General features: G+C 71.4%; 10 protein-coding genes. 6 read left to right on the top strand and 4 right to left on the bottom strand.

The annotated features are described in order from the left end of the window. Positions 1–232 precede the first annotated feature (232 nt). Positions 233–997 (bottom strand): ESX secretion-associated protein EspG, encoded by a 765-nt coding sequence (locus G7043_RS44600; RefSeq protein ID WP_166055285.1) that lies wholly within the window; start codon positions 995–997, stop codon positions 233–235. 279 nt (positions 998–1,276) lie between these two features. Here G7043_RS44600 and G7043_RS44595 point away from each other — a divergent pair, with 279 nt between their 5' ends. Continuing rightward, a complete protein-coding gene (locus G7043_RS44595) occupies positions 1,277–3,916 on the top strand; it encodes a helix-turn-helix transcriptional regulator (protein WP_166055283.1) in 2,640 nt (879 codons plus the stop codon). 165 nt (positions 3,917–4,081) lie between these two features. Beyond that, positions 4,082–6,940, top strand: a complete 2,859-nt coding sequence (locus G7043_RS44590) for a hypothetical protein (RefSeq protein ID WP_166055281.1) — start codon at positions 4,082–4,084, stop codon at positions 6,938–6,940. 11 nt (positions 6,941–6,951) lie between these two features. Here G7043_RS44590 and G7043_RS50255 read toward each other — a convergent pair whose 3' ends face one another. Continuing rightward, positions 6,952–9,600 carry a LuxR C-terminal-related transcriptional regulator gene (locus G7043_RS50255; RefSeq protein ID WP_166055279.1) on the bottom strand — a complete coding sequence of 883 codons (2,649 nt, stop codon included), beginning with the start codon at positions 9,598–9,600 and terminating at the stop codon, positions 6,952–6,954. A 218-nt stretch (positions 9,601–9,818) separates the two neighbouring features. Between G7043_RS50255 and G7043_RS44580 the strand changes: the two genes are divergently transcribed. Further along, on the top strand, positions 9,819–12,236 hold the full coding sequence (locus tag G7043_RS44580) for a right-handed parallel beta-helix repeat-containing protein (RefSeq protein ID WP_166055277.1): 2,418 nt from the start codon (positions 9,819–9,821) through the stop codon (positions 12,234–12,236). Between the two features lie 111 nt (positions 12,237–12,347). After that, positions 12,348–14,957 carry a helix-turn-helix transcriptional regulator gene (locus G7043_RS44575; RefSeq protein ID WP_166055275.1) on the top strand — a complete coding sequence of 870 codons (2,610 nt, stop codon included), beginning with the start codon at positions 12,348–12,350 and terminating at the stop codon, positions 14,955–14,957. Here G7043_RS44575 and G7043_RS44570 read toward each other — a convergent pair. Then, positions 14,944–15,210 carry a hypothetical protein gene (locus tag G7043_RS44570; RefSeq protein WP_166055273.1) on the bottom strand — a complete coding sequence of 89 codons (267 nt, stop codon included), beginning with the start codon at positions 15,208–15,210 and terminating at the stop codon, positions 14,944–14,946. The genes G7043_RS44575 and G7043_RS44570 overlap by 14 nt on opposite strands. Positions 15,211–15,429: 219 nt before the next feature. On the opposite strand from G7043_RS44570, the gene G7043_RS44565 reads away from it, so the two are divergent. Both G7043_RS44565 and mycP read left to right on the top strand, forming a co-directional pair. After that, complete coding sequence (locus G7043_RS44565; RefSeq protein WP_166055272.1) at positions 15,430–17,877, top strand: hypothetical protein; 2,448 nt, start codon at positions 15,430–15,432, stop codon at positions 17,875–17,877. After that, positions 17,874–19,079, top strand: a complete 1,206-nt coding sequence (mycP, locus tag G7043_RS44560; protein WP_313888402.1) for a type VII secretion-associated serine protease mycosin — start codon at positions 17,874–17,876, stop codon at positions 19,077–19,079. The genes G7043_RS44565 and mycP overlap by 4 nt, the downstream gene beginning before the upstream one ends. 271 nt (positions 19,080–19,350) lie before the next feature. On the opposite strand, the gene eccCa is transcribed toward mycP, so the two are convergent. Continuing rightward, positions 19,351–23,325, bottom strand: a complete 3,975-nt coding sequence (gene eccCa / locus G7043_RS44555) for a type VII secretion protein EccCa (RefSeq protein ID WP_166055270.1) — start codon at positions 23,323–23,325, stop codon at positions 19,351–19,353. Positions 23,326–23,450 lie beyond the last annotated feature (125 nt).

Genomic DNA, 23,450 nt, shown 5'->3' with positions numbered 1-23,450 from the left:
TGGTGGTGGGAGCGCTCTCGACGCCTGCCCGTTCGGGCACTCGATCTTTGTTCACACCACCGGATCGGGCTAAGCCTGTGATCACTGTGGTCTAAATCACATGGGGTTACACCTAGTATTTAGGGCTTTCTTGATGTTGTGCTCGGTACGTTCGCCGGTTGACGTATTGGCTTGATCAACGGGCAATGGATCTGCGAACTCCTTGGTGTCACTGGGAAATCGGGCCGTGCCCTCAGGTCAGGACGGAGTCGATCCGGGTGGCGATGCGGTCGTTGTCGGTGGGGGAGAGGCTGACCCAGCCGTCGGAGTTGACCATCAGGTAGCGGCCCTGGTGGGTGTCGAACCAGTTGATGACCACGTCCGATCGGCGCCGGCCGTGCGTCACGCCGAACTGGCCGCCCGCGACCCGGTTCGCCGCGAGCTCGTCGACCTGGCGCGCGTCCTGGGCGGACAACCCGGCTCGCTGCAACGCCTGCCGGTCGTCCATCTCGTCGTCGGCCGCGCCCCACGGGTCCTCGGAGTCGTCGTCCTCGGGCTCGGCCTCCTGCAGCGCGACGGCCTGCCGCAACGTGTCCACCCGCAGCGAAAGCGCGTTGCCGGGACCCGCCTGCCCGGCGGGAAGCAACCGGACGATCTCGCGCGCGAGCCCGGTCGCCCTGATCTCGCTGAGGCCGACCTGCTCACCGTCGATGACCGCCAGCACGGCCTCGGTGCCGTTGGAGGCGGCCAGTGCCCGCACGGTCCGGTCCAGTCCGGCGACGGCGTCCACTGACACGTCGTGGTCGTCGAGCAGTCGCAGCAGGTCCTCGAGCCGCTCGTCGTCTCCCAGGCCGCGGTCGCGGAGCCCGGCGAGGGTGCTGTCCTGCAGTGCCTTGCGTTCTCCCTCGGTCGCTCCCTCGCTCGGCACGTCGAGCGGGTACGGCATCCGGCCCAGCCGCAGCGTCTGCCACAGCACCTCGAACTCGCGCGACGACAGGACGTATTCGGGCGTGATCACGATCGGGTGGACCTTTCCGCTCACCGGTGGTGTTCGCAGTATCGATCAGCGGGTCGGCTGGATGATGCGAGATCGCGGTGGTCGAACGACCCTGCGGCCGTTCAGGTGAGATCCGTGTCACAAATGCGTCTCATTGGTTGGGCTGAACAGCCCAGTCGGGCGCAAGTGGTTAAAACTTGAAGCGAATTCGCGTCGTGACGACCCGAGATCGGCCTCTCCTGAGCGGACCGACGTTTCGTCGCGGGTCGCCGGCCGTGCGGCGACGGTGAGGAGGCTGGTATGCCGAAGGACCGCGGCGTTCTCGTGGGCAGAACGGCGGAGATCGCCGCTTTGGACCCGTTCGCCGGATCGCAGGCACTCCTGCTGCTGCGCGGCTCCGCGGGGATCGGCAAGACGGCTGTGCTGCGCGAGCTGGGACGGATGTGGCGGGACCGCGGCATCACCGTGCTCGCCGTGCCGGTCGGCGACGCGCTGGGGTGGGACCTGTTCTGCGCGCAACCGGTGATCGACGTCATCCGGCAGTCCTACGACGAGCTCGCGGGTGCCAGGGCGCTGAGCGCGCTCGCCGCCGTCGACCGGCTGTGCGACGAGGAGTGCTGCAGTTCAGCGCGTTCGCGAGCGGTCCTGTTCACCGAACTGGTGCGGCTGTACGCCCAGCTGCGCGCGAACGGCCCGGTCGCCGTCCTCGTCGACGACGTGCACACCGCCCCGAACGCGGTGCTGGCCGTCGCCGCCGCCTACCGGGCCGGGTGCACGGTGGTCGCCACCTGCCGCGAAGACAGCACCAACGAGCCGGCTGCCCTGAGCAGCCTAGCCGACCGCGTGCTCGACCTGCGTCCACTGGCGCCGACGGACATCGACCTGCTGCTCAACCAGACCGCGCGCGGCACGCTCGACGAAGCGGTGGCACCCGCCGTGCGTGCGGCCCTCGGCCCGCTCGCGGGCAACGCCGGCACCGTGCTCGCCACGTTCGACCTGCTGGAGCAGGAAAACCGGCTCGCCGAGGTGCTCGGGCACCTGTGTCTGGGCGACCCGACGCCCGAGACGATCGCGCTGCCACCGGACCACGACCTCGTCGGACGGGTGGCGGACGCCGGTGAGATCGGTGATCGACTCGTCTCGCTGGTCGCGCGGGCCAACCGCTTCACGATCGACGACCTGCTGTACTTCGCCGACGCGTTCGGCTACGACCTCAGCGCCTGCGGCACGGTGGTGGACTGGTTCTCCTCCGTCGGAGTGCTCGCCCACGACGAGGAAGGCGTGCTGACCGTGCCCTGCAAGGCGTTGGTCATCACGCTGGACCGCAACCGGCCGGCGGGCGAGGCGGAACAACTGCACGCGGTGATCGCGACGCACCTGCTTCGCGACGGGACGGCGGAATCCCAGGTGCTCGCCGACCACGTGGCACTGGCGGGCGCCGCGCTCGCCCCCGATCCCTCGCTCGTGCCGATGCTGGACCGGGAGGCCAAGCGCGCGCTGCGGTCGTGTCCCGCGCTGGCCGCCCGCTGGTACCGCGCCGCACTGCGGCACTGCCCGTCCGGCAGCGTCGATCGCGACCGGCTGATGACGACCGTCCTGCACCTGCTGGTGCGGGTCGGCGACTACCGGTATCTCGGTGAGGTCGTGGAGGAAGTCGTGCGCGGGGGCGTCGAGGACCGCTTCCGGCGCGAGCTGTCCGCGTCGGCCGCACTCGCCGCCGTCCACACCGGCCGCCCGGTGGCGCTCGAGGTGTACGACGCGCTGGCTCGGGACGCGCACAGCCGTGCTCCGCTGGAGTTCGCCGCTCGCTGGTTCCGCGGCCGGACACCGGTGCGGGCGAGCGACCTGGTCGCCGCGTTCGCCGGGTTCCGCGTCGACCACCTCTTCGGAGCGGAGGCGTCCAGGGAGGAGGCGATCGCGTGCGCCGGTGACCAGTACGACGTCGGGACGCTGTTCAAGCTGGTGCTCGACGCCGGGTACGGCGAGCCGGCGACCGGTCCTCTGGCGATCTACGGCCGCCTGGTGCGCAACTACATCAACGGCGCGTGGGCCGAAGTCGTCACCGACGCGCGTCGGCTGGAGCTCACCGGACCGTGGCACACGGCCCTGCACCACGTCTCCCGGCTGCTCGCGGCGGAGGTCATGTCGTCCTTCGGCGACTTCGAACGTGCCCAGCAGTGGCTGGGACTGGTCGGTGAGAACGGCCCGTTCCCGGCGATGCGAGCGTGGGTCGGCATCGGCATCGCCTACCGCAGCGGTGAGTGGGACGCCGCCATGGAGCAGGGCTGGGCGGTCTACGAGCAGATCTGCCACGCCGCCGACGAAGGCGACAACGTGGGACTGCGGTGGTTCCTGGTGCGGCTCGCGTTCCTGGAGGAACGGTCGGGACACGCGGATCGGCTCGCACGGCTGTGCGCGGAGGCGAAGCGCTGGCACGTCCGCTTCGGAGGCTCCGGCCTGCGGGCCGCCGAGCTCATCCTGCGGGGACTGTCCGAGCACGACTACGCCGCCGCGACGACTGCGGTCGAGCTGCTGCGCGAGCAGGGCAACCTGGCCGAGCTGATGCGCGCCTGCATGACGGTGGCCTTCTTCTGCGACGACCCCGGACCGTGGTACCGGGAGGCGCTGGAGATCTCCGGGCAGATCGGCGAGGACTGGATGGGCGCGCACATCAAGGAGTCGATGCGCAAGATCGGGGTGGCTCCGCCGCGGGCCCGCACGGCCCGTGACGACTTCTCGCAGACCGAGCTGGAGATCATCGAGCTGGTCCGGTACGGCATGACCAACCGTCAGATCGCGACGTCCGTGCGGATCAGCGAGAAAACCGTGGAGAACTACCTCACCAGGTTGTTCGCCAGAACCGGCTGCCGGTCGCGGCTCGATCTCGCCACCGCCAGCATCGAGGGCAGGCTCGTGCTGGCCGGCCGCGACGGCGAGTAACCCCGGAACCCGTTCCACAGGCCGATTTCACTGTTGTGCGCCCCCTCGTCGTTCGGTGGTGAGGGATATCCCCCAGGTCATTTCTCCTGGCTGCAGGTGCCCGTCCGCTTCCTCCTGATTCCTGTCGAATTGGTTCAGGGGAAAGCCGGAACAGGAGGGCGTACCTTGGCAGCATCCAAGATCGGCGTCACGTCCAACGGACCGCACGCCGATGACGACCTCATCGCGCAGCAGTGCGGCGCGCACACGCTGATCCGCCGGCGCGACGAAGCGCCAACGGATGCGGCTGCCCTGACCCGGATCCCGCGAGTGCCCGGCAGCGCCCTCGTCCTCGCCTCGCCGGGAGCTCACCGGCACACCGGTCTGCTGGCCGCGGTCCAGGACTGCGTTGCGGCACTGCGGTTCCAGCACGGCGCCGAGCCGCTGCGGGCCGTCTGGCTGGCGGTGTCCGGCCTCGGCGACCCCGCCGGCAGGTACGTCTCCTGGCTGCACCGCCTCGCGGTCCAGTTCGGTGTCTCGGTCGTCGCGGCGCACGGCACGCCGATCGTGGGACGCGGCATCGGCCTCTACGTCGACCGCGCGGGCTGGCGCCGCTTCGGCCCCGGCAGCGACGCTCAGCCGTTCAGCAGCCGGTTCCCGATGCCTTCGTGGGAGTACCAGCTGCCGCCTCTTGTGGGTGCCGGTCTCGTCACCGAACCCGTACCCGCGGGTCTCGCCGTGCGCCCGGCCGGCCTGGCCCCGCTCGAACCGCGCGACCCGCGGTTCCAGATCCCGCTCAACCTCCGCTTCCCGAAGCTCGTCGTGGGCGAACTGGTCAGCCCGAGTTCGTTGGCCGCGATCATCAACCGGCTGCCGGTGTGGCACGACCTGCTCGTGGTGCCCGCCGCCGCGCAGGCGACGACGGCTGACTGGGCGGCCCGCCTCGCCACCGCGCTGAACCGCGGCGTCGACGTCGCCACCGGCATCCAGCTGATGAGCGCGAGCGGAGCGGTGCGCACCGTCGTGTGCGACGCCGACGGCACGGAACTGCTCGAACCGCTGGCGACGATCCTGCGCCACACCCCGGATGGCGCACCGCCCCAGGTCCGCGACGTCGCGCCACCTCCCGCCGGCTGGCACCGCCAAGGCCTTTGTTACCGCCCGCAGGCCCCGTCGGAGGCGGCCGCGGCAGGCGTGGTCGCCGAAGTGCTCCCCGGCGGCCTGCACGTCCGTCTGGAACGCGACCGGGGCGGTGTCACGGCGGACTTCGACCCGCGCCGCTGGACCATGGTGATCGGCGACGAGCACCGCGACGTCACCGCGGTCGAGGTGGCCGCGGTCTGCGACCTGCTCGAGGGCCTCGGTCCGGCGCGCTGCCGCACCGTGGACATCCACGTCCTCGGCACCTCTTGGTCTTACGCGTTGTCGGGCTTTGAGGCGTACTTGCGGTCGCTCGGGGTCGTGCTCGAACGCACTGGGGAGCCTACGCGTGTGCGCCCGTTGCCGACTTTTGGTGGACCGAGCGTTCGGCGGGGCTTTGTAGCTTCGTCGGCGTTGCCGGCCAACGAGGTTGGGTCGGATCGGGAAGTGTTGTCGTTGTCGCCGAACGAGGTGACGACACGGCTGGAACGGGTGTCGTTGTCCGTCAACGAGGTCAAGCTGGGTTTGGACGTGGTGCCGCCCGCCAGCGAGGACAAGTTGAGCTTGGACGTGCTGTCGTTGTCGCCGAACGAGGTGACGACACGGCTGGAACCGGTGCCGTTGTCCGCCAACGAGATCACGACCCGGCTGGGTCCGGTGCCTCCGGCCGTACCCGCGCCGACTCCCGCAGCCGCGCCCGCTCTGGTGCCTGCGGCCGCTCCCGCGCACGTAGCTGCAGCGGCGCCGGTGCTTGCCCCGCTGCCCACGGCCGCTCCCGCGCCAGTGCCCGCGGTCGCTTCCGCGCCGGCTCCCGCAGCCGTGCCTGCACCGGTGCCTGCCCCGCTGCCCACGGCCGCTCCGACGCCAGTGCCCGCGGCCGCCACCATCCCAGCCATCTCTTCCGCGCCAACGCTTCCGGCGTTCGCGCCCCCCGTCACCACCGTGTCAGGCCCGCGTCCCCAGCCACTGCCCACCCCGGCACCGGAAGAGCACCAGGCACCACCCGCGATCGTGCCGCCCACCCAGCCGGAACCAGCTGCGGACGAACCCCTCGACGCCGTCGTGGTGAGCCTGGCCGACAGCCGGCCGGAAACCTCCCGCCCACCGCGCAAGCGGCTGATCGACATCGCCGACCGGGACAGCACCCCGGCGGAGCAGACGCGGTTGAGCCTGAGCGCCGGTTCCGCCTACAACGAGGCGCTGGCCGCGGTGAACGTCGCGCTGTCGGCGTGGCCGATGCTGCGGGCCGAGGGCAAGGCGGACTACGTCGCCGTGTGCCTGTACCTCGGCCGGGGACCGGCGGGCGCGGTGGCGCTCGACGAGGCGCTGAGCGGAGGCCCGGAACCGTTCGACGGGTACGTGCCGTGTCTGGTGTCCGGGTTGCGGCGGCTGCCGACGCATCGCAAAGTCGTGCTGCGCCAGGAGAGCGGCGCCGAGGACCGGGCGGTTGGCGCGGTGCTGTGGGAGCCCGGATTCCTCAGCGCCAGCACGCAGCTCGACGTCACCACGGCGGCCGCCGAGCTCGACCTGCTGATCTGGCCGGTGTCCGCTCGGCGCACGTCCGAACTGCTCGCGGGGCGTGCTGTCGACGAGGCTGTGTTCTCGGTGGGACGGCGGTTCAAGGCGCTGGCCGTTCGCACCCGCGAGGACGAGGGCGCACCGAAGCGGGCGTTGCTGGTGCGTGAGCTGCTGACGGACGAGGACCCTGAGTCGGCGGAGGCGCTGGCACGGGACGCGGCCGCGTTGCCGAGGCTGGAGCGCGCGTGGGAGCAGCGGCAGCAGGCCGAGCTGCGGCTGGTCGACGACGAGGACGTGGTGGCCCGCCTGACCGCACCGCTGGCGCTGGCCGTGAGCGCCAGCCCAGCCGGGGCCACCCACGAGGAGACGCTCGAAGCCGCCTCGTGACTAGCTAGCGATCACTCCGGCAGGTTCCCGGTGAGCATCGCCGCGGCGAGTTCGACCCTCGACCGGTAACCGGTGCGGGAGAACAGCCGGGACAGCCTGCCCTCGACGCTCTTCTCGCTGGCGCCGAGCAGGGTCGCGATCTGCTTGTTGCCCAGGCCGTCGGCGACCAGGACGGCCAGCAGGCGTTCGTTCTCCGCCACGGTCGCCTGCCGGCCCGGCACGGGGATGCCGTGCGCGCGCATGAGGTTGCGCAGGCCCGCCCGGAACATCAGCGCGTCCAGCTCGCCCGCCGCGCTGTAGGCCTCCAGCAGCAGTTCCGGGATGGCGACGCCGAACCTCACCAGGCGTTCGAGTCCGCTCGCCAGCTCCAACGGCTGGGCGCGCTCGCGCAGCAGTGCCACGGCCCGGTCCGCCGCGCCGGTGTCGCTGTGGACCACCGCGTGCAGGGTCAGCCGGTGCAGCTCGGCCTGTTCGGTGTTCATGCACTTGGCGACCGCCTCGACCCGCTCGTGGCAACAGGACAGCACCTGCCGCTCAGCGAGGTCGAAGGCGAGGTCGGCCAGCGCGGTCCAGAGCAGGTCGGTCAACGCCACGACGCCGGTTTCCTGGGCCGCGCGCAGTGCCGTCTCCAGCACCTGTCTGGCGAGCGCGTCGCGCTGGTACAGCCGCTCGTGCGCGGCCTCGGTCAACGCCAGCAGGTGCGGCAGGGTAGGTGTGCGGGAGCGGGCCGTGGCGATGAGCGCGAGAGCCCGCGACAGCTTGCCGCGGTGCAGCTGCACGGTCGCCGCGAGGTGGAACATCATGGTGTGCTCGGCGTCGCAGCCGCTGCACGGGCCGGTGGCGATGCTCCTGCGGGTCAGTTCGAGCGCCTCGCTCGCCTGGCCTTCGGCCACCGCCAGCGCGGTCTGGCAGGCGGGCGTGAGGCGGATGTGCACGCGGTCAGACAGGGCGAGCAGGTTGCGCGCCCGCCGCAGTTCGCCCAGCGTCACCAGCACGCTGGTGCGGGTGTGCAGCTCTTCGTGTGGTCGCTCGCCTGCCTCGACCCTGGTGACGAGCTCCGCGACGTCGTGGTCCAACTCCGTGACGTCGCCCAGCCACACGCTGATGATCGGGCTGATGGCGCGGACGTGCCAGTCGACCGGCGCCTCGTCGTTCTCCCGCCGGATCTCGTCGAGGAGCTCGTGGGTCTGCCGCCACTGGCCGAGCAGCGACAGTGCGAACGCGCGGCCGACGTCCCGTTGCGGACCGGTGCCCGGCCACGGCCACCAGCCGTCCTGCGCCACCCGTTCGAGCGTGGTGATGTCACCGGACTCGTGCAACGCGGTGAGGTGCAGCAGGCAGATGCCCATCAGCTGGTTGCCGGGGATCTCCTCCGCGTACCCGCGCAGCACGGTGTCGGTCGACTCCACCGCCTGCTTCGCCTCGCCGCAGATCAGACAGGTGCGGGCGTGGGTGAGCAGGATCTGCACGCGCTCGTCCCGGTCGGCCGTCAGTTCCGCGGCGGCCCGCAGCCAGGTGAGCGACCGGTCGGCCTCGCGCAGCGCGGCCCGGCCCGCGGCGGACAGCAGTTCGGCACGGGCCCGGTCGGGGTCGACCAGCCTGCCCGCGTTGACGAGCTGGTCGGGCAGGTACTCCGGCCGCTCGCACCGCGCGGTGCCCTCCCAGACGGCGGTGACCGCGATCTGCGCGAGCCGGCGGCGTTCGTACGGCCCGAAGGCCGACTCCAGCGACAACGCCACCAGCGGCACGCGGAAGCGCCAGGTGGAACTCGCCTTCGCGTACTGCAGCACGCCTTCGCGGGCCAGACCCGCGAGCTCCACTTCCGCCTGCTCCTCGGTCACGCCGAGCGCCTCACCGACCAGTGCCGGCGCGGCGGCGCCGAGCGGACCGAACACGGCGATCGCCTTGGCCGCCTGCCACGCCGTCGGTCCCAGTCCGCGCAGGTCCGCGAGCAGTTCGGCGTCGTCCACAACCCGGAACTGCCTGCGCCACGCGGTGAGGTAGGCGTGCCGGTCCACCACCGTCATCATGTTGTGCTCACGGCCGATCCGCATCGCGGTCGTGATCACGTTGGGCCAGCCGCGTGTCGTCAGCCAGAGCGCGGTGCGCAGCGCCGGTTCCGGAAGCGCGCCGATCAGCGAGGTGACCAGCTCGGGAAGCTGCCGCTGGGACACGGGACGCAGGGTCACGAGCCGCACCAGGCCGTCGCGGCGCAACCGGTCGAAGCTCGCCAGGAACGCCGATTTGGTCTCCGTCGGCAACGGCAGCGCGAACGCGCACACGCAGCGCGTCCCGGTGGTCGCGATCTGGCGCACCAACGTCTCCAGCGCACCCACGGAGTCGGCGGGCAGCCGGTGTGTGTCCTTGAAGAACAGCAGCAGTCCCGGTGTGGCGCGCAACGCCGACAGCGGCGGGATCTGGCTCATCAGGTCGAAGCCCGTGCCGGGTTCGCTGTAGGAGAGGTTGACGACCCTGACCCGGCGTCCGTGCCGGGCGGCACCGGCGGCGAGCACGCGGCAGATCTCCTCGACGGAGGCGCGCTGCTCCACGCCGCTCGGTCCGCCGATCACCGTCAACGGCGGATGATCGGCGTCGCTCACCCACTCCAGGACGTCGGCGGCGAGTGCTTCGGCAGGCTCAACAAGTCTGTCTGACGGCACGGAAGTGGCTCTGCTCTTCCTTCGTGACCTCGTGAGGGAACTCCCTCATTTGGTCTTCGGCGGTGGCGGGACCGCCGCGGTGCGGTCCGCGGGTGCGCCAGACTAACCAGACCAGTCGGGTTCCGCCATTTGGACGCCGAGCGACAGTGCCGTGGGTTCCGGAGGCCGTCCGTGGCGCGGGGACGGGACGGATCGGTGCGGAGACGGAAGGATTCCAGGTGGCCCAGGACGTGATCACGGTCAACCCCGCGATGGGGCAGGGGCACAGGACCATCTCGGACGCGCTGACGTCCGCCGCCGACGGCGCGGTGATCCTGGTGAGCACCGGCCAGTACTACGAGACGCTCGTGCTGACCAGGGCCGTCACCATCACCGCGGAGGACGGCCCCGGCACCGTGCGCGTGGTCGCGTCGTCCGGGCCCGCCGTCGTGCTGGGCGCCGACTCCGGAGCGCTGTCGGGGCTGACGATCGAGTCGCAGGACCCGGAGAGCCCCGCCGTCGTGGTGACGAACGGCCAGCTCAGCTTCACCGAGTGCCGGGTCGCCGCCACCGCCTGGTCCGCCGTGTACGCCACCGGCCAGGGCTCGGTGCTGATGCGCGGCTGCGAGGTCCGCAACCCCGCCGGCGCCGGGGTCGTGGTCACGTCGTCGGGCGGCAACCTGCTCGACTCGTGCCGGCTGCTCGAAGCCGGCACGTCGGGCGTCGTGATCGCCGAGCACGGCGAGCTCGTCATGCGCGCCTGCGGGGTGCGCGACGCCGGTGGCAACGGCATCTGCCTCAACGGCCACGGCCGGGTCACCGTCACCGACACGACCATCACCCGCACGGCCAAGCCGGCGTTCGCGGTCGAGCAGCACGCCGGGGCGGTGGTCACGAGGGTGAGCATCAGCGACGTCTCCGGAATCGGCTTCTACCTGGCGTCGTCGGGCAACGTCGTGATCGAGGACAGCTCCATCAGCGGCGCGGGCGCCGAAGGCGTGCTGGTGGCCGAGGACTGCGCGCCGATCCTGCGGCGGTTCCGGGTCGAACGCACCCGCGAGTACGGCTACCTCTTCACCGGCCGGGCCGCCGGCACCCTCGAGGAGTGCGGCGCCGGCGACGTCAACGGTGTCGGCATCGCCGTCGGCGAGCGCTGCACCACGGAGTTCGTCCGCGCCTCGGTCGCGTCGTGCTCGGGCGCGGGGGTGCGCGTGGACGGATCGGCCGACCCGTTCTTCCGCGGTCTGCGGGTGCGGGGGTGCGACGGCGCGGCGATCGACGTGACCGGTGGTGCCCGCGGCCGCTTCGAGAACATCGAGATCGACCGGACCGGCCTGACCGGGATCTCGGTCAGCGGTTCGGCGCGGACCTCGGTGACCGGGGCGAGCGTCCGCGGCACCGCCGACAGCGGGGTGCTGGTGCGGGAAGCGGCGCTCGTCCTCTCCGACTGCGAGATCGCCGAGGCGGGCGGCGACGGGCTGCACGTCGGGGTCGGCGGCGAGCTCACCGCGACCCGGTGCCGGGTCCGGGACAGCAAGGCCGGCGGCTGCCTGTTCGACGCGGGCTCGACAGGTGTGCTGGAGGAGTCCGAGTTCGCCACGAACGCCGGTGACGGCATCAGCGTGCACAGCGAGGACCAGATCCGCATCGTCGACTGCCTGGTCCGCGACAACCTCGGCTCCGGTCTGCGGCAGACCCGGCCGAGCAGCGAGCTGCACGTGACGAACCTGCGCAGCACCGGCAACGCCGTCCGGGACGCACACGGCTCGGCCTCCGCGGTGGCGAGCGGACCGGCACCGGCCGCGCGCCCGGACGCGGAGAAGCCCGCGGCACAGCACCGGCCGCCGAGCGATCCGATCAGCGAACTGAACTCGCTGGTGGGCCTGGACGGCGTCAAGCGCGAGGTCAACTCGCTGGTGAACCTCAACCTGATGGCCAAGCGCCGCCAGGAAGCCGGTCTGTCGGCACCGCCGATGGCGCGGCACCTGGTCTTCGCGGGCGCGCCGGGCACCGGCAAGACCACGGTCGCGCGGCTCTACGGAGCGATCCTCGCCGACCTCGGCGTGCTGCGCTCCGGCCACCTGGTGGAGGTCGCGCGGGCGGACCTCGTCGCGCAGATCATCGGCGGCACGGCGATCAAGACCACCGAGGTCTTCAACAGCGCACTGGGCGGCGTGCTGTTCATCGACGAGGCGTACACGCTCAGCGCCGGCCAGAGCGGCACCGGACCCGACTTCGGCCGCGAGGCGATCGACACGCTGCTGAAGCTGATGGAGGACCACCGCGAGGACGTGGTCGTCATCGCGGCGGGCTACTCGCAGCAGATGGTCGAGTTCCTGCAGGCCAACCCCGGCCTGGAGTCGCGGTTCAGCCGCACCATCGAGTTCGAGAACTACAAGCCGGAGGAACTGGTCACGATCGTCGGCCTGCACTGCCGCAAGCACGACTACCGGCTCGACGAGGTGGCGGCCGAGACGCTGTACGAGTACTTCGAGCGCATCCCGAAGGACGGCACCTTCGGCAACGGCCGCACGGCTCGCAAGGTGTTCGAGGTGATGGCCGACCAGCAGGCGACCCGCCTCGCGATGTCCGACCGGGTGACCGCCGCCGACATGACCCTGCTGATGGCGGAGGACTTCCAGGAGTCGATGGTCTGACCTGCGGCGAAAACGCGTTCACCTGTCCGTGCGAATCTGCTCGGAACAGGCGTTCGGGACATGGCGACGCCTCCACCTCGTGCCTACCATCGGGCGTATCGATTAGTCCGAATGGTGCAGGTGGAGGATCTTGTGTCGAGCGAGCGCAAGCCGTTCGTGGGCCGGACCGCGCAGGCGGCGGCTCTCGACGAGTTCGCGGGCACACCGTCCCTCCTGGTCGTACGAGGTCGTGGCGGCATCGGCAGGACCGCGTTCCTGCACGAACTGCGGCGACGGTGGCGGGAACGCGGCATCACCGTCCTCTCGCTGCCGGTCGCGGCGGACGAGCCGCCGGGGGACGTGTTCCGCGCTCGGGCCGTCATCGACCTGGTCCGCGAGTCGTTCCACGAGTACGTCGGCCCGGAGCTCGCGGGCTCGGTGGGCGTGCTCAGCAGGCTGAGCGGTGACGGTGCGCTCGCCGAACTGGTGCGCCTGTTCCGGACGTTGCGCGCGACGAGGCCGGTGGCGGTGTTCGTCGACGACGTGGACATCGCGGCCGATCCGGTCCGCGCGATCGCGGCCGCCCACCGCGCGGGATGCACGGTCGTCGTCACGTGCCGGGAAGACGCGGCGACACCGTTGATCTCGCTCGCGGACCGCGTGCTCGACCTCGGTCCACTGCGGGAGAACGAGATCGCGGAGCTGCTCGCCCGCGTGGCACCGGCACCGTTGGACGAGGCGGTGGTCCCCGCCGTGCGGGCGGCGCTCGGTCCGCTCGCCGGTCATCCCGGCACCGTGCTCGCGACGTTCGACGCGCTGCGCCGGGAGGACGCGTTCGCCGAGGTGCTCGGCCACCTGTGCCTGCGCCGGGAACCGTCCCTCGTCGCGTTGCCCCGCGACCACGAACTCGTCCGCAACGTGGAGGGCCTCGGCGAAGCGGGCGTGCAGATCGTGACGGTGGCGGCCGAAACCGCCCGGCTCCGCGTGGACGACGTGCTGCACGTCGCCGCCGCGCTCGGACACGAACTCCGCCGGTGCGGCGATGTCGTGGACCGGCTCGTCGCCATCGGCGCGTTGGCGTGCGACGAGAACGGGCGACTCAGTGTGCCCTGTTCCGCGCTGACGGCCGCGCTCCTGCGCGGGTTCGGTGTGAGCCGGTTGCGTGCGGTCCACCGCGTGATGGCCGAACAACTGCTCCGCGGCGGCACCGCTGACATGTCGGCGGCCGCGGACCACGTCGCGCTGGCGGGCGCCGCGCTGCCCGCCGACCCCGTGTGGGTGCCGTTGCTCGAACGTGAGGCCATCCGGGTCGTCCAGGTGGACCCGGCGTTGGCCGCGCGGTGGTTCCGTGCCGCGCTGCGGCACGTCGAGCCTGGCGCGGACCACGTCCGGTTGCTGCGGATCGTGCTGCACCTGTTGGTGCGCACCGCGCAGTACCCCGAACTGGCCGAGGTCGTCGACGCCGAGATCGCCGTGGGCGTTCCGGAGTGCTGCCGGTACGAACTCGCTGCCGCGGCGGCGCTCGCGGCCGTCCACATCGGACAGCCGCTGGGGGCCGCGGCGCACGACGTGCTGGCGGGTGACCCACGTGCGCGGGTACCGCTGCGGTTCGTCGTGCGCTGGTTCGACGAGCACGATCCGGTGAGCGCTCCGGACGTGGCGGCGGCGTTCTCCGGTTTCCGGGTCAACCGGCTGCCCGACTGGGAACACGACCGGGACCACGACGAACTCGACGTGAGCGAGGCGGCCGAGGTCGAGGTCACCGACGGGCGGTACGACGTGGTCGCGATGCTGCGACTCGTGCTCGGGCCCTGCTACGGCGTGCCGGAGTCGGGGCCGCTCGGCGTGTACCGCCGGCTCCTGCGCGACTACGCCGGCGGCGAGTGGTCGCGCGTCGTCTCCGGCGCCCGCCGGCTGGAGCTGGGCGGAGCGCCCACCGCGCTGCGGTATGTCACCCGGCTGCTGGCCGCCGAGGTGCACTCCTCGTCTGGTGACGTCCGACGCGCCGCGCAGTGGTTCGGGCTCGTGGACGACAACTGCCCGTTCACCGCGTTGCGCGCGTGGGTGGACCTGGGCATCACCGGGCCGGATCGCGGTTGGTCCGCGTACGACCTGGTGCGCCGCGCGGTCGAGCGCGGTGACAACGTCGGCCTGTCGTGCCTTCTGCTGCGACTGGGCTTCATCGAGAACGGTCTGGGCAACGGTGCCGGGCTGGCGCGAGCGGCCGGCGAGGCCCGGCGGTGGCACGAGCGCTTCGGCGGCACGAACCTGCGCGCCGCCGAGCTCGTCCTGCGTGGACTGTCCGAAAAGGACCATCTGGTGGCGGCCGCCGCCATCGCGCTGTTGCGCCGCACCGGCAACGCGGCCGAGCTCATGCGCACGTACCTGGCCACGGCCTCCCTCTGCGACGACCCCGTGCCGTGGTACGCCGAGGCGCTGGAGTTCGCCCAACGGCTCGGCGAGGACTGGATGGACCTGCGGATCAGGGAGACCATGCGCAAGGTCGGCGTCGTCCTGCCGCGTGCCCGCGTTGCCCGCGACGACTTCTCCGACGTCGAACTGAGGATCATCGAGCTGGTTCAGCTGGGCCGGACCAACCGGCAGATCGCGACGACGGTCCGGATGAGCGAGAAGACCGTGGAGAACTACCTCACCCGGTTGTTCGTGCGCACCGGCTGCCGGTCCCGTCTCGACCTCGCGACGGCGAGCCTCGAAGGCAGGCTGGCCTTCAGCGCATCGTGACGGCACGCCAGTCGTCGGCGTGCTCGGGATCGGTGCGGAGCGGGGCGTGGTGCAGGTACCAGTCGACGAGCCTGGCGCGGCCCAGATCGGTGAGGTGAAAGCCGAGGTGGTCACCGATCGGAGGCTCTGCGAAACGCCGTCGTACGGCACGTTCGACGGCCGCCATGTCGCACATCCCCTCCAGCAGCCACGGCCACACCATGCCCTGGGCCAGCATCCACAGCACGCGGATGACCGCCGTTTCCTCCTGCATCGGCATTCCCCTCCTCTGCTCACTGGAGGATTACGGGACGTGCGAGTGCCAGGTTCAACTGCATCGGCATCCAATGGGTTCCGTTCGACCGCCCGGCACGTGAGGGATATCCCCGCGGATCACCCCGGCCGGGCCTGTCGGAGCCCTGTCGTGGCGTCCCACCTGTGACGATGCGGTGCTGGGGGAGTCGCGTCAGGTCCACGAACAGGAGGGCGCACCTTGGCAGCACCGGCCACCGGCGCTCCGCTACCGTCCCAGCGCCGCGATCGGGGTGGTGATCTCGTCGTCGAATGGCGTGGGCCGCACACCCTGATCCGCAGCAGAGACGAGGTACCCGGTGCCGCCGACCTGCTCGGCACCATCCCGTGGGTGCCCGGCAGCGTTCTCGCGCTGGCGTCGGCCTCCGCGCACCGCCACTCCGGTCTCTTCGTGGCGGTGCGGGACTGGCTGTCCGCACTGCGGTCCACTCCCGGTGGCGCCGGGCTGAAGGCCGTCTGGCTCGCCGTGCCGGACCTGGGCAACCCCGACGGCACCTCCGTGCCGTGGCTGCACGGTCTGGCGGTGGACTTCGAGGTCGACGTCATCGCCCCGCACGGCGGGCTCACCACCGTCGGCGCCGGGGTGTACGTCAACCGAAGCGAAGGCGGTGTCGGCTGGCGCCGCTTCGGGCCCAGTGGCAACGGCGGCGTGGTCAGCAGCCGTTTTCCGGTGCCGACATGGGAACACCAGCTGCCCGACGGCCAGATCACCGCGGCGGGCCTGGTCACCGAGATCGTGCCCGCCGGACTGGCGGTCCGTCCGGCGGGACTGCCCGCGCTGAGCCACGCCAGCCCGGCGTTCCGGGTGCCGCTGCACCCGCGCATCCCGAAGATGGTCGTCGGTCAGCCGGGCGTCGAGGTGGCGGCGAAAGCCGTGGCGCAGCTCGTCGGCGACCTGCCGGAGTCGATGCGCAAAGCCCTGTTGTACGTCCCCGTGTCACCGTCGGCGGCCGCGCCGGAGTGGGCGGCCGAACTCGCCCACCTGCTCGGCCACGACGTGATGATCACCGCCGGCCTCGAGACCATGAACTCCGCGGGCGCGATCCGCACCGTGGTGCTCGGCCAGCACGGCGAGCAGGTGCTCGTGCCCCTGGCCGCCCTGCTGCGCCAACGCCCCGGCGCCGCCGCGCCGGAGGTGGTGGGGATCGCCTCGCCGCCACCGGGGTGGGAGAAGCACGGCCCCCGCAGCTACCGGCGGCTCGGCGACGAGAGCTCGTCGCCGCTCGCCGAGGTGCTGCCCGGCGGCCTGCACGTGCGCTCCGAGGGCGACCAGCCGACGCTCCCCGGGCGGCTCGACTCCCGGACGTGGACCCTCGCGGTCGGTGGTGCGGGGCGGCAGGTCACCGACAGCGAACTGGCCGCCGTCCGCGAGCTGATCAGCGGCCTCACCCCGCACCAGTGCCACACAGCCGAGGTCCACGTGCTGGGCACCGCCGAACCGGATGGCCTGGCCGCGCTCGGCGCCATCGTCCGCTCCGTGGGGGCCACGCTGAAGCACGAGCCCGAGGTCGCTCCCGCTGAACCCGTCGGGGAGGAGGTCGCGCCCGTTCCGCTGTCCCGGCGACTGGATCCGGACGGTGACGCCGGCAGTACCGCGGAACCCGTGGAGCAGCCGGAGATCCCGCCTGCTCCGGTGCCGCGACCGGCCCCCGCGCGTCCTCCGATCGCGGTGACCGCGATGCCGGTCACCACCGTGTCCGGTCCGACCACCGCCAAACCGAACCCCGAACCGGCCACCCAGCAGGAACCCGAGCCGGAGCCAGAACCGGAACCGGTCGCCGAGCCCGAGCCCGAGCCGCAGGCCGAGGAGCCGGTCGTCGTGGCACGCCCGCGGCCGGGCAAGCCCGTCGAACTGGCCGACCGGCCCAGCACCCCCGCCGAGCAGACGCGCCTGGCCACCAGCGCGGGAGCGCACTACACGGAAGCGTTGGCGGCGGTGAACGTGGCGTTGTCGGCGTGGCCGATGCTCAAGCCCGACGCCAAGGCGGACTACGTGGCGGTGTGCCTGTACCTGGGCCGCGGTGTTGGCGGCGCGGTGTCACTCGCCGAGTCGCTGGCCGAGGGACGGGAGCCGTTCGACGGGTACCTGCCGTGTCTGGTGTCGGGCTTGCGGCGGTTGCCGACGCACCGCAAGGTCGTGCTGCGCCAGGAACGCGTGGGCAAGGAGAGCCCGTACACCGCGGGTTCGGTCCTGTGCGAGCCGGGATTCCTCAGCGCGAGCGCCGAGCTCGACGTGACCACGGCGTCGGCGGACCTGGACCAGTTGATCTGGCCGGTCTCCGCCCGCCGCACCTCCGAGCTGATCATGGGCCGGACGGTCGACGAGGTCGTTTTCCCGGTGGGCCGTCGTTTCAAGGCGCTCGCCCTGCGCACCCACGAACCGGAGGACGGCACCGGCCCGCGCGCGCCGAGGACCGCACTGCTCTCCCGTGAACTGCTGCCGGACGAGGATCCCCAGTCACCACAGGCACTTGAGCGCGATCGGACCGTGTTGCCGCGGCTGGAACGCGCGTGGCAGGACCGGCAGATCGCGGAGCTGCGCCTGGTCGAGGAGCCGGACGCGCTGGCGCGGCTGACGACACCGCTGATGCGGGCCGAGTTGCAGGGCGTGGCCGGGGCGGCGTCGTGAACCGCTGGTCCCTGCCCGCGGTCGCTGCGGTCGTCGCGCTGGTCGCCGTGCCCCAGCCCGCCCTCGCCGAGCCGGTGCCGAAGATCCCGTCCGCCCGTCAGTGCCTGCCGCCGCCGGTGGCGAGCGCGGACACCGTGCCGTGGGCGCAGCAACTGCTGGCCCCGCAACGAATCTGGTCGATCACCCGCGGCGCCGGTGTCATCGTCGGCGTCGTGGACACGGGCGTCGACGGTGGTGCGCAACAGCTCGCGGGCCGGGTCCTGCCGGGACGCGACGTGCGCAAGCCCGGCAACCAGCCCGCCAACACCGACTGCTTCGGTCACGGCACGTTCGTCGCCGGGATCGTCGGCGCCGGGCCCGCGAACGGCACGATGTTCGCCGGGGTCGCGCCGGACGCCACGATCCTGCCGATCCGTGTCGCCGACGACGCCACCGACACCTCGGCCGCGACGCTCGCCCAGGGCATCAGGGCAGCGGTGGACGGCGGTGCCAGGGTGGTGAACGTGTCCGCGAGCACGTCGGCGAAGGACGCGGACCTCGAAGCGGCGGTCGCCTACGCCGCCGCACATGACGTGCTGGTCGTGGCTTCGGCCGGCAACAGCGCCGAACAGGGCAACCCGACGCCGTACCCCGCCGCCTTCGACACCGTCGTCGCGGTCGGAGCCGTCGACCGGGAAGGCAAGCGGGCGTCCTTTTCGGACACCGGCAGCTACCTGGATCTCGCCGCACCCGGGGTGGACGTCGTCAGCATCGGACCCGGTGGCCCGGGACAGTGGGAGGCCAGCGGCACGAGCTACGCGGCACCGTTCGTGGCGGGAGTCGCGGCACTGGTGCGCGCCTATCACCCGAAACTCACCGCCGCACAGGTGAAGAGCCGGTTGCAGGCCACCGCGGACAGCCCGCCGGCGAACGCTCCGGACGCCGCCTTCGGTTGGGGCACGGTGAATCCCGCCGCAGCGGTGACCTCGGTGCTGTCGCAGGAGGACGCCACGGGCGCGGTGGCCGCACCGGACGCCGCAAGCGCCCTGGCTCCACCGGTTCCCAGCCAGGACCGGACCAGCGGTGTGGTCGTCACGCTCAGCGTGCTGGGCGTGGTTCTCGTGGCGGCGCTCGTGTTGCTGGCCGTGTGGTTGGTGCCGATCGGCATGAGGCGCCGCTGGCGACCCGCCCGCCGTCTAGAGGTGTCCGCCCCCGAGCAGTGACCGTACGCCTCAGCAACTCGTTGTCGCCGACTGACGTCTGCAAGTACTACCAACTCTTGATCGAATCGCCCTCAACTACACCCAACCTGTTCGCTTCCTGTCGAACCAGCGGTGCTCTGATCGCGGAGGCAGGGAGCTGTTGGTGGTAGGAAAGTGCTTGCTGATGTTGGGGTGGTGGTACTTGCAGACACCATTTCCAGCAGCCGGCTCAGGCAGAAGGCGGTGACCCGGAGCGGGTCACCGCCTTCTGCGTCCTGAGAGGACCTGCCGGCTACTTCTCGACGATCGGCGTCTGCATCAGGTTCACCGTGCGGCGGCGGTTGACGAACTGCGCCCGTCCGGTCGGCAACGTCTTCGGCCGGACGTTGCCGACGAAGACGCCCTCGTCCTTCGGGCAGGAGAACAGCACCACAGCGGTGCCGAGCTCCCACATCCGCCGCATCAGCGGTTGCATCATCGCCCGGCCGGCACTGGCCGTGCTGCGCGCGATGATGAGGTGCAGACCGATGTCCGCACCGTGCGGCAGCAACGACTGCAACGGCTGCATCGGGTCGTCGAACCCACCTGTCTCCGCCAGTTCGAAGTCGTCGATCAGGATGAACAACCTGCCGCCGCTCCACCAGTCGCGCTTGCGCAGCCGGTCAGGCGTGATGTCCGCGCCCGGCACCCTGCTCTGCACCAGTTCGGCGACCTCGCTGATCGCCGTGGAGAGACCGTCGGTGCTGACCGTGTAGTTGATCTGGTTGTCCTGCGGGATCGCGTCGTGCAGCTCGCGGCGGAAGTCGACGAACATCACCCGCCCTTCCTCCGGTCCGTAGTGGGCAGCCACGGAACGGGCGATGTGCCGCAACAGATTCGTCTTGCCGGTCTCCGCGTCACCGAAGATCAACAGGTGCGGGTTCGCGTCGAAGTCGTGCCACTGCGGGCCCAGCGCGCCGTCCTCGATGCCCAGCGCCATGGTCATGTCCAGCGCGGGCGTGGCCGACGTCGGCGGGGGGAGTGCGGCCGCGGTCAGTTCGCCCGGCAGCAACCGCACCTGTGGTGCCCTCGGGGTCGTCGGCAGGTCGAGCGACTCGGCGAGCTGGATCGTCGCGTCGGCGACGTCGTCGGTCGTGCCGGTGCCGTCGATCCGGGGGAGCGCCGTGAGGAAGTGCATCCGGTCGGCGGTGAGGCCGCGGCCGGGAATCTCCGGAACCCCTGCCGCGGCGCGGCTGTTGATCTCGGACTCGAGTGGGTCGCCGAGCCGCAGTTCGAACCGGGTGCCGAGCACGTCGCGCAGCCACGGCCGCATCTCCGACCAGCGGTTGGTGGCGATCACCAGGTGCACGCCGAAGCCGAGGCCGCGTGCGGCGAGCTCGCTGAACCGGTCCTCCAGCTCCTCGTAGTCCTGGCGGATCGTGTACCAGCCGTCGACGACGAGGAACGCGTCGCCGTGCGGGTCGAGGTCGAGGAACTGGCCCTGCCGCCGTGCCCTGCGATAACTCGTCATCGAGTCGATGTGGTGCTGCGAGAACAACTGCTCGCGGCGGGCCATCAGGTTGCTCATCTCGGCCACGGTCCGGGTGACCCGGTCGCGATCGAGTCGCCCGGCGATGCTGCCCATGTGCGGCAGCCGGGCCAGCGAGCTCAGCGTGCCGCCGAAGTCCAGGCAGTAGAACTGGATCTCGGCCGCCGTGTGGGTGAGGGCGAGCGCGCTGAGCAGCGTGCGGATCAGCGTGCTCTTACCGGTCTGCGGTCCGCCGACGATGGCGACGTTGCCCTTGGCGCCGGACAGGTCGGCGCCGAGCAGGTCGCGTCGCTGCAGTGCGGGCAGGTCGACCAGGCCGACCGGCGCGCGCAGCGTGGAGACGTCGAGGTCGCCGACCGGTCGCGGGCCGAGCGCCGGGTGGTCCACCAGCGGCGGCAACAGCTGGTCGAGCGTCGGCGGCTGCTTCAGCGGCGGCAGCCACACCTGGTGCGCCACCGGACCGACGCCCTGCAACCGATCGATCAGCACGTCGAGCATCGTGCTGCTCATCTCCTCGGCGCGTTCGGGCTCCTCCTCCGCCTCGTCGTTGTCCACGCGAGGCGCCACGTACTCGGTGCCGAACGCGACGAGGTCCTGCTCGACCTCGTCCCGGCGCCGTCGCTTGCTCGTCGGCGGCCGGTAGGGGCCGGAGACGAAGGCGCCCTTGAACCGGACCAGCGACGTCGTGTCCGGGCGCAGATAACCGTTGCCGGGACTGCTGGGCAGCTCGTAGGCGTCCGGCACACCGAGCACGCTGCGGCTCTCCATCGCGGAGAACGTGCGCAGGCCGATCCGGTACGACAGGTGGCTCTCGATCTTGTGGATGCGGCCCTCGTCGAGCCGCTGGCTGGCGAGCAACAGGTGCACGCCGAGGCTTCGGCCCAACCGGCCGATCATCGCGAACGTCTCCACGAACTCGGGCTTGCTCGCCAGCATCTCGCTGAACTCGTCGACGACGATGAACAACGCGGGCATGGGCTCCAGCTGGGTCCCCTGCACCCGTGCCGCCTCGTAGTCGCGCCGCGACGAGTAGTTGCCGGCCGCGCGCAGCAGTTCCTGGCGGCGGTTGAGCTCACCCGCGAGCGCGTCCTGCATGCGGTCGACCAGATCCAGCTCGTCGGCGAGGTTCGTGATGACCGCCGAGGTGTGCGGCAGCTTGTCGAACCCGAGGAACGCGGCACCACCCTTGAAGTCGACCAGCACGAGGTTGAGCTCTTCCGACGAATGCGTGGCCGCCATCGACAGCACGAGCGTGCGCAGCAGCTCGCTCTTGCCGGAACCGGTCGCGCCGATCAGCAGGCCGTGCGGGCCCATGCCGCCCTCGGCGGACTCCTTGATGTCCAGCTCGATGGGCGCGCCGGTGGACGTCATGCCGATCGGCACCCGCAACCGCCTGCGCGCACTCGACCTGGTCCGCCGGTAGGTGACGGGGTCGAACGTCCGCAAGTCGCCGAGGCCGAGCAGGTTGGGCAGCTCGTAGTCACCGGCCAGTGGTTCCTCGGTGTCCTGCGCCTCGCCGACCCGGTAGCGCGCGATCAGCCGGGCGAGCGCGGAGGCCGCCTGCGGACTCATCGAGTCCGCCTGGCACAGCGGGCTGGGCACCGGCTTGCCGAGCCGGTCGAACGCGACCGTGCTCAGCTGACCGTCGACCACCTGCAGGTGCAGGGTGTGGGCCTGCGCCTGCCAGGGCAGTGCGCCCGACAGGTCGAGCACGATGGTGTTGCGGTACGCCTCGTCGAACACGCGATGCTCGTCGGGCAGCGAGACACCGTCGAGCACCACGACCACGTACGGCTCGTTGGCACTGATCGGACTGTCCGGTTCGAACGGTGGCCGGCCGATGAAGTCCGTGCCGCCGAGCAGCCGCTCCAGCTCGGTGATGCTGTCGGCGACTAGCCGCCGCGGTCCGGTCGCGTCCCGCGTGTCGAGGTTCTGGTTGTGCGGCAGCCACTTCACCCAGTCCCAGTGGACACGGGCCTCGTCGCTCACGCACACCGCGATCCGCGCCTCACCGGGGCTGTGCGCGGTGGCGAGCTGGCTCAGCAGGGCGCGCACCAGGCCGCGGACCTCCTCGGGGTAGCCCTGGAACTGCAGGCGGGCGAAGGCGCGCAGGTACACCGCGATCGGGGCGTTGTTGAGGGTCGAGTAGGCCCGGATGAACCGGCGCAACGCGTGCGCGCACAACGGTTCCAGGTCCTCGAGCGGTTTGGTGTCGGCGGGCGGGTGCAGCTTGGTGGAGCTGCGCTGCTTGCCGACACCGATGCGCACCTCGCCGAAGTCCTCGTGCATCGGGCGCCGTTCCCACAGCCGGTAGCCCATGGCCATCGACCACAGCGAGCGCGGATCGGGGTGCAGCCACAACGCGGCCTTGCGTTGCTGGGACAGCGCCGAGCGCATCTTGCCGCGCAGCTGGCCGAGGTAGCGGATGTAGTCGCGACGGTCGCCCCGCAGCTTCTCCTTGTGATCCACACCGGACTTCAGCATGTTGGCCACGAGCATGCCGACAGCCGCCACGAGCATCAGGCCGCCGCCGACGTAGGCGAGCGCGCCGGAGCCGGGCCGGACGAACATGAGCACCATGGCGAGCGAGCTGAGCGCCATCGGTGCGTAGGTGAGGACAGCGCCGACACCGCCGCCGGTCACCTCGGGGACGCCAGGTGGCGGTTGCAGCTCGATCTCGTCGCCGGGCGCGGTCGGCCCCGGCCGCCGCGTCCTGCGCAGGAACACCTCAGTGGCCACTCGGACTCCTCTGGTGAAGGGTTTCCCCAAAAGTGGCGATCTGGCTTGATCACCATCTGCGGGGTCAGGCGTGCCACGGCTAGGTTCCGCAGCACGCTCGTCTTTCGCCAGAAGGATTCCGGTGC

It is taken from the genome of Lentzea alba (assembly GCF_011067745.1).
Taxonomy (GTDB): Bacteria; Actinomycetota; Actinomycetes; order Mycobacteriales; family Pseudonocardiaceae; genus Lentzea; species Lentzea alba.
The sequence above is the reverse complement of the archived record's forward strand: the minus strand, read 5'-3'. Positions and strand labels throughout refer to the sequence as shown.

Coding starts and splice junctions, on each gene's coding strand:
- G7043_RS44595 (WP_166055283.1), top strand. CDS start 1,277: ATGCCGAAGGACCGCGGCGTTCTCGTGGGCAGAACGGCGGAGATCGCC.
- G7043_RS44575 (WP_166055275.1), top strand. CDS start 12,348: ATGGTGCAGGTGGAGGATCTTGTGTCGAGCGAGCGCAAGCCGTTCGTG.
- G7043_RS44570 (WP_166055273.1), bottom strand. CDS start 15,210: ATGCAGGAGGAAACGGCGGTCATCCGCGTGCTGTGGATGCTGGCCCAG.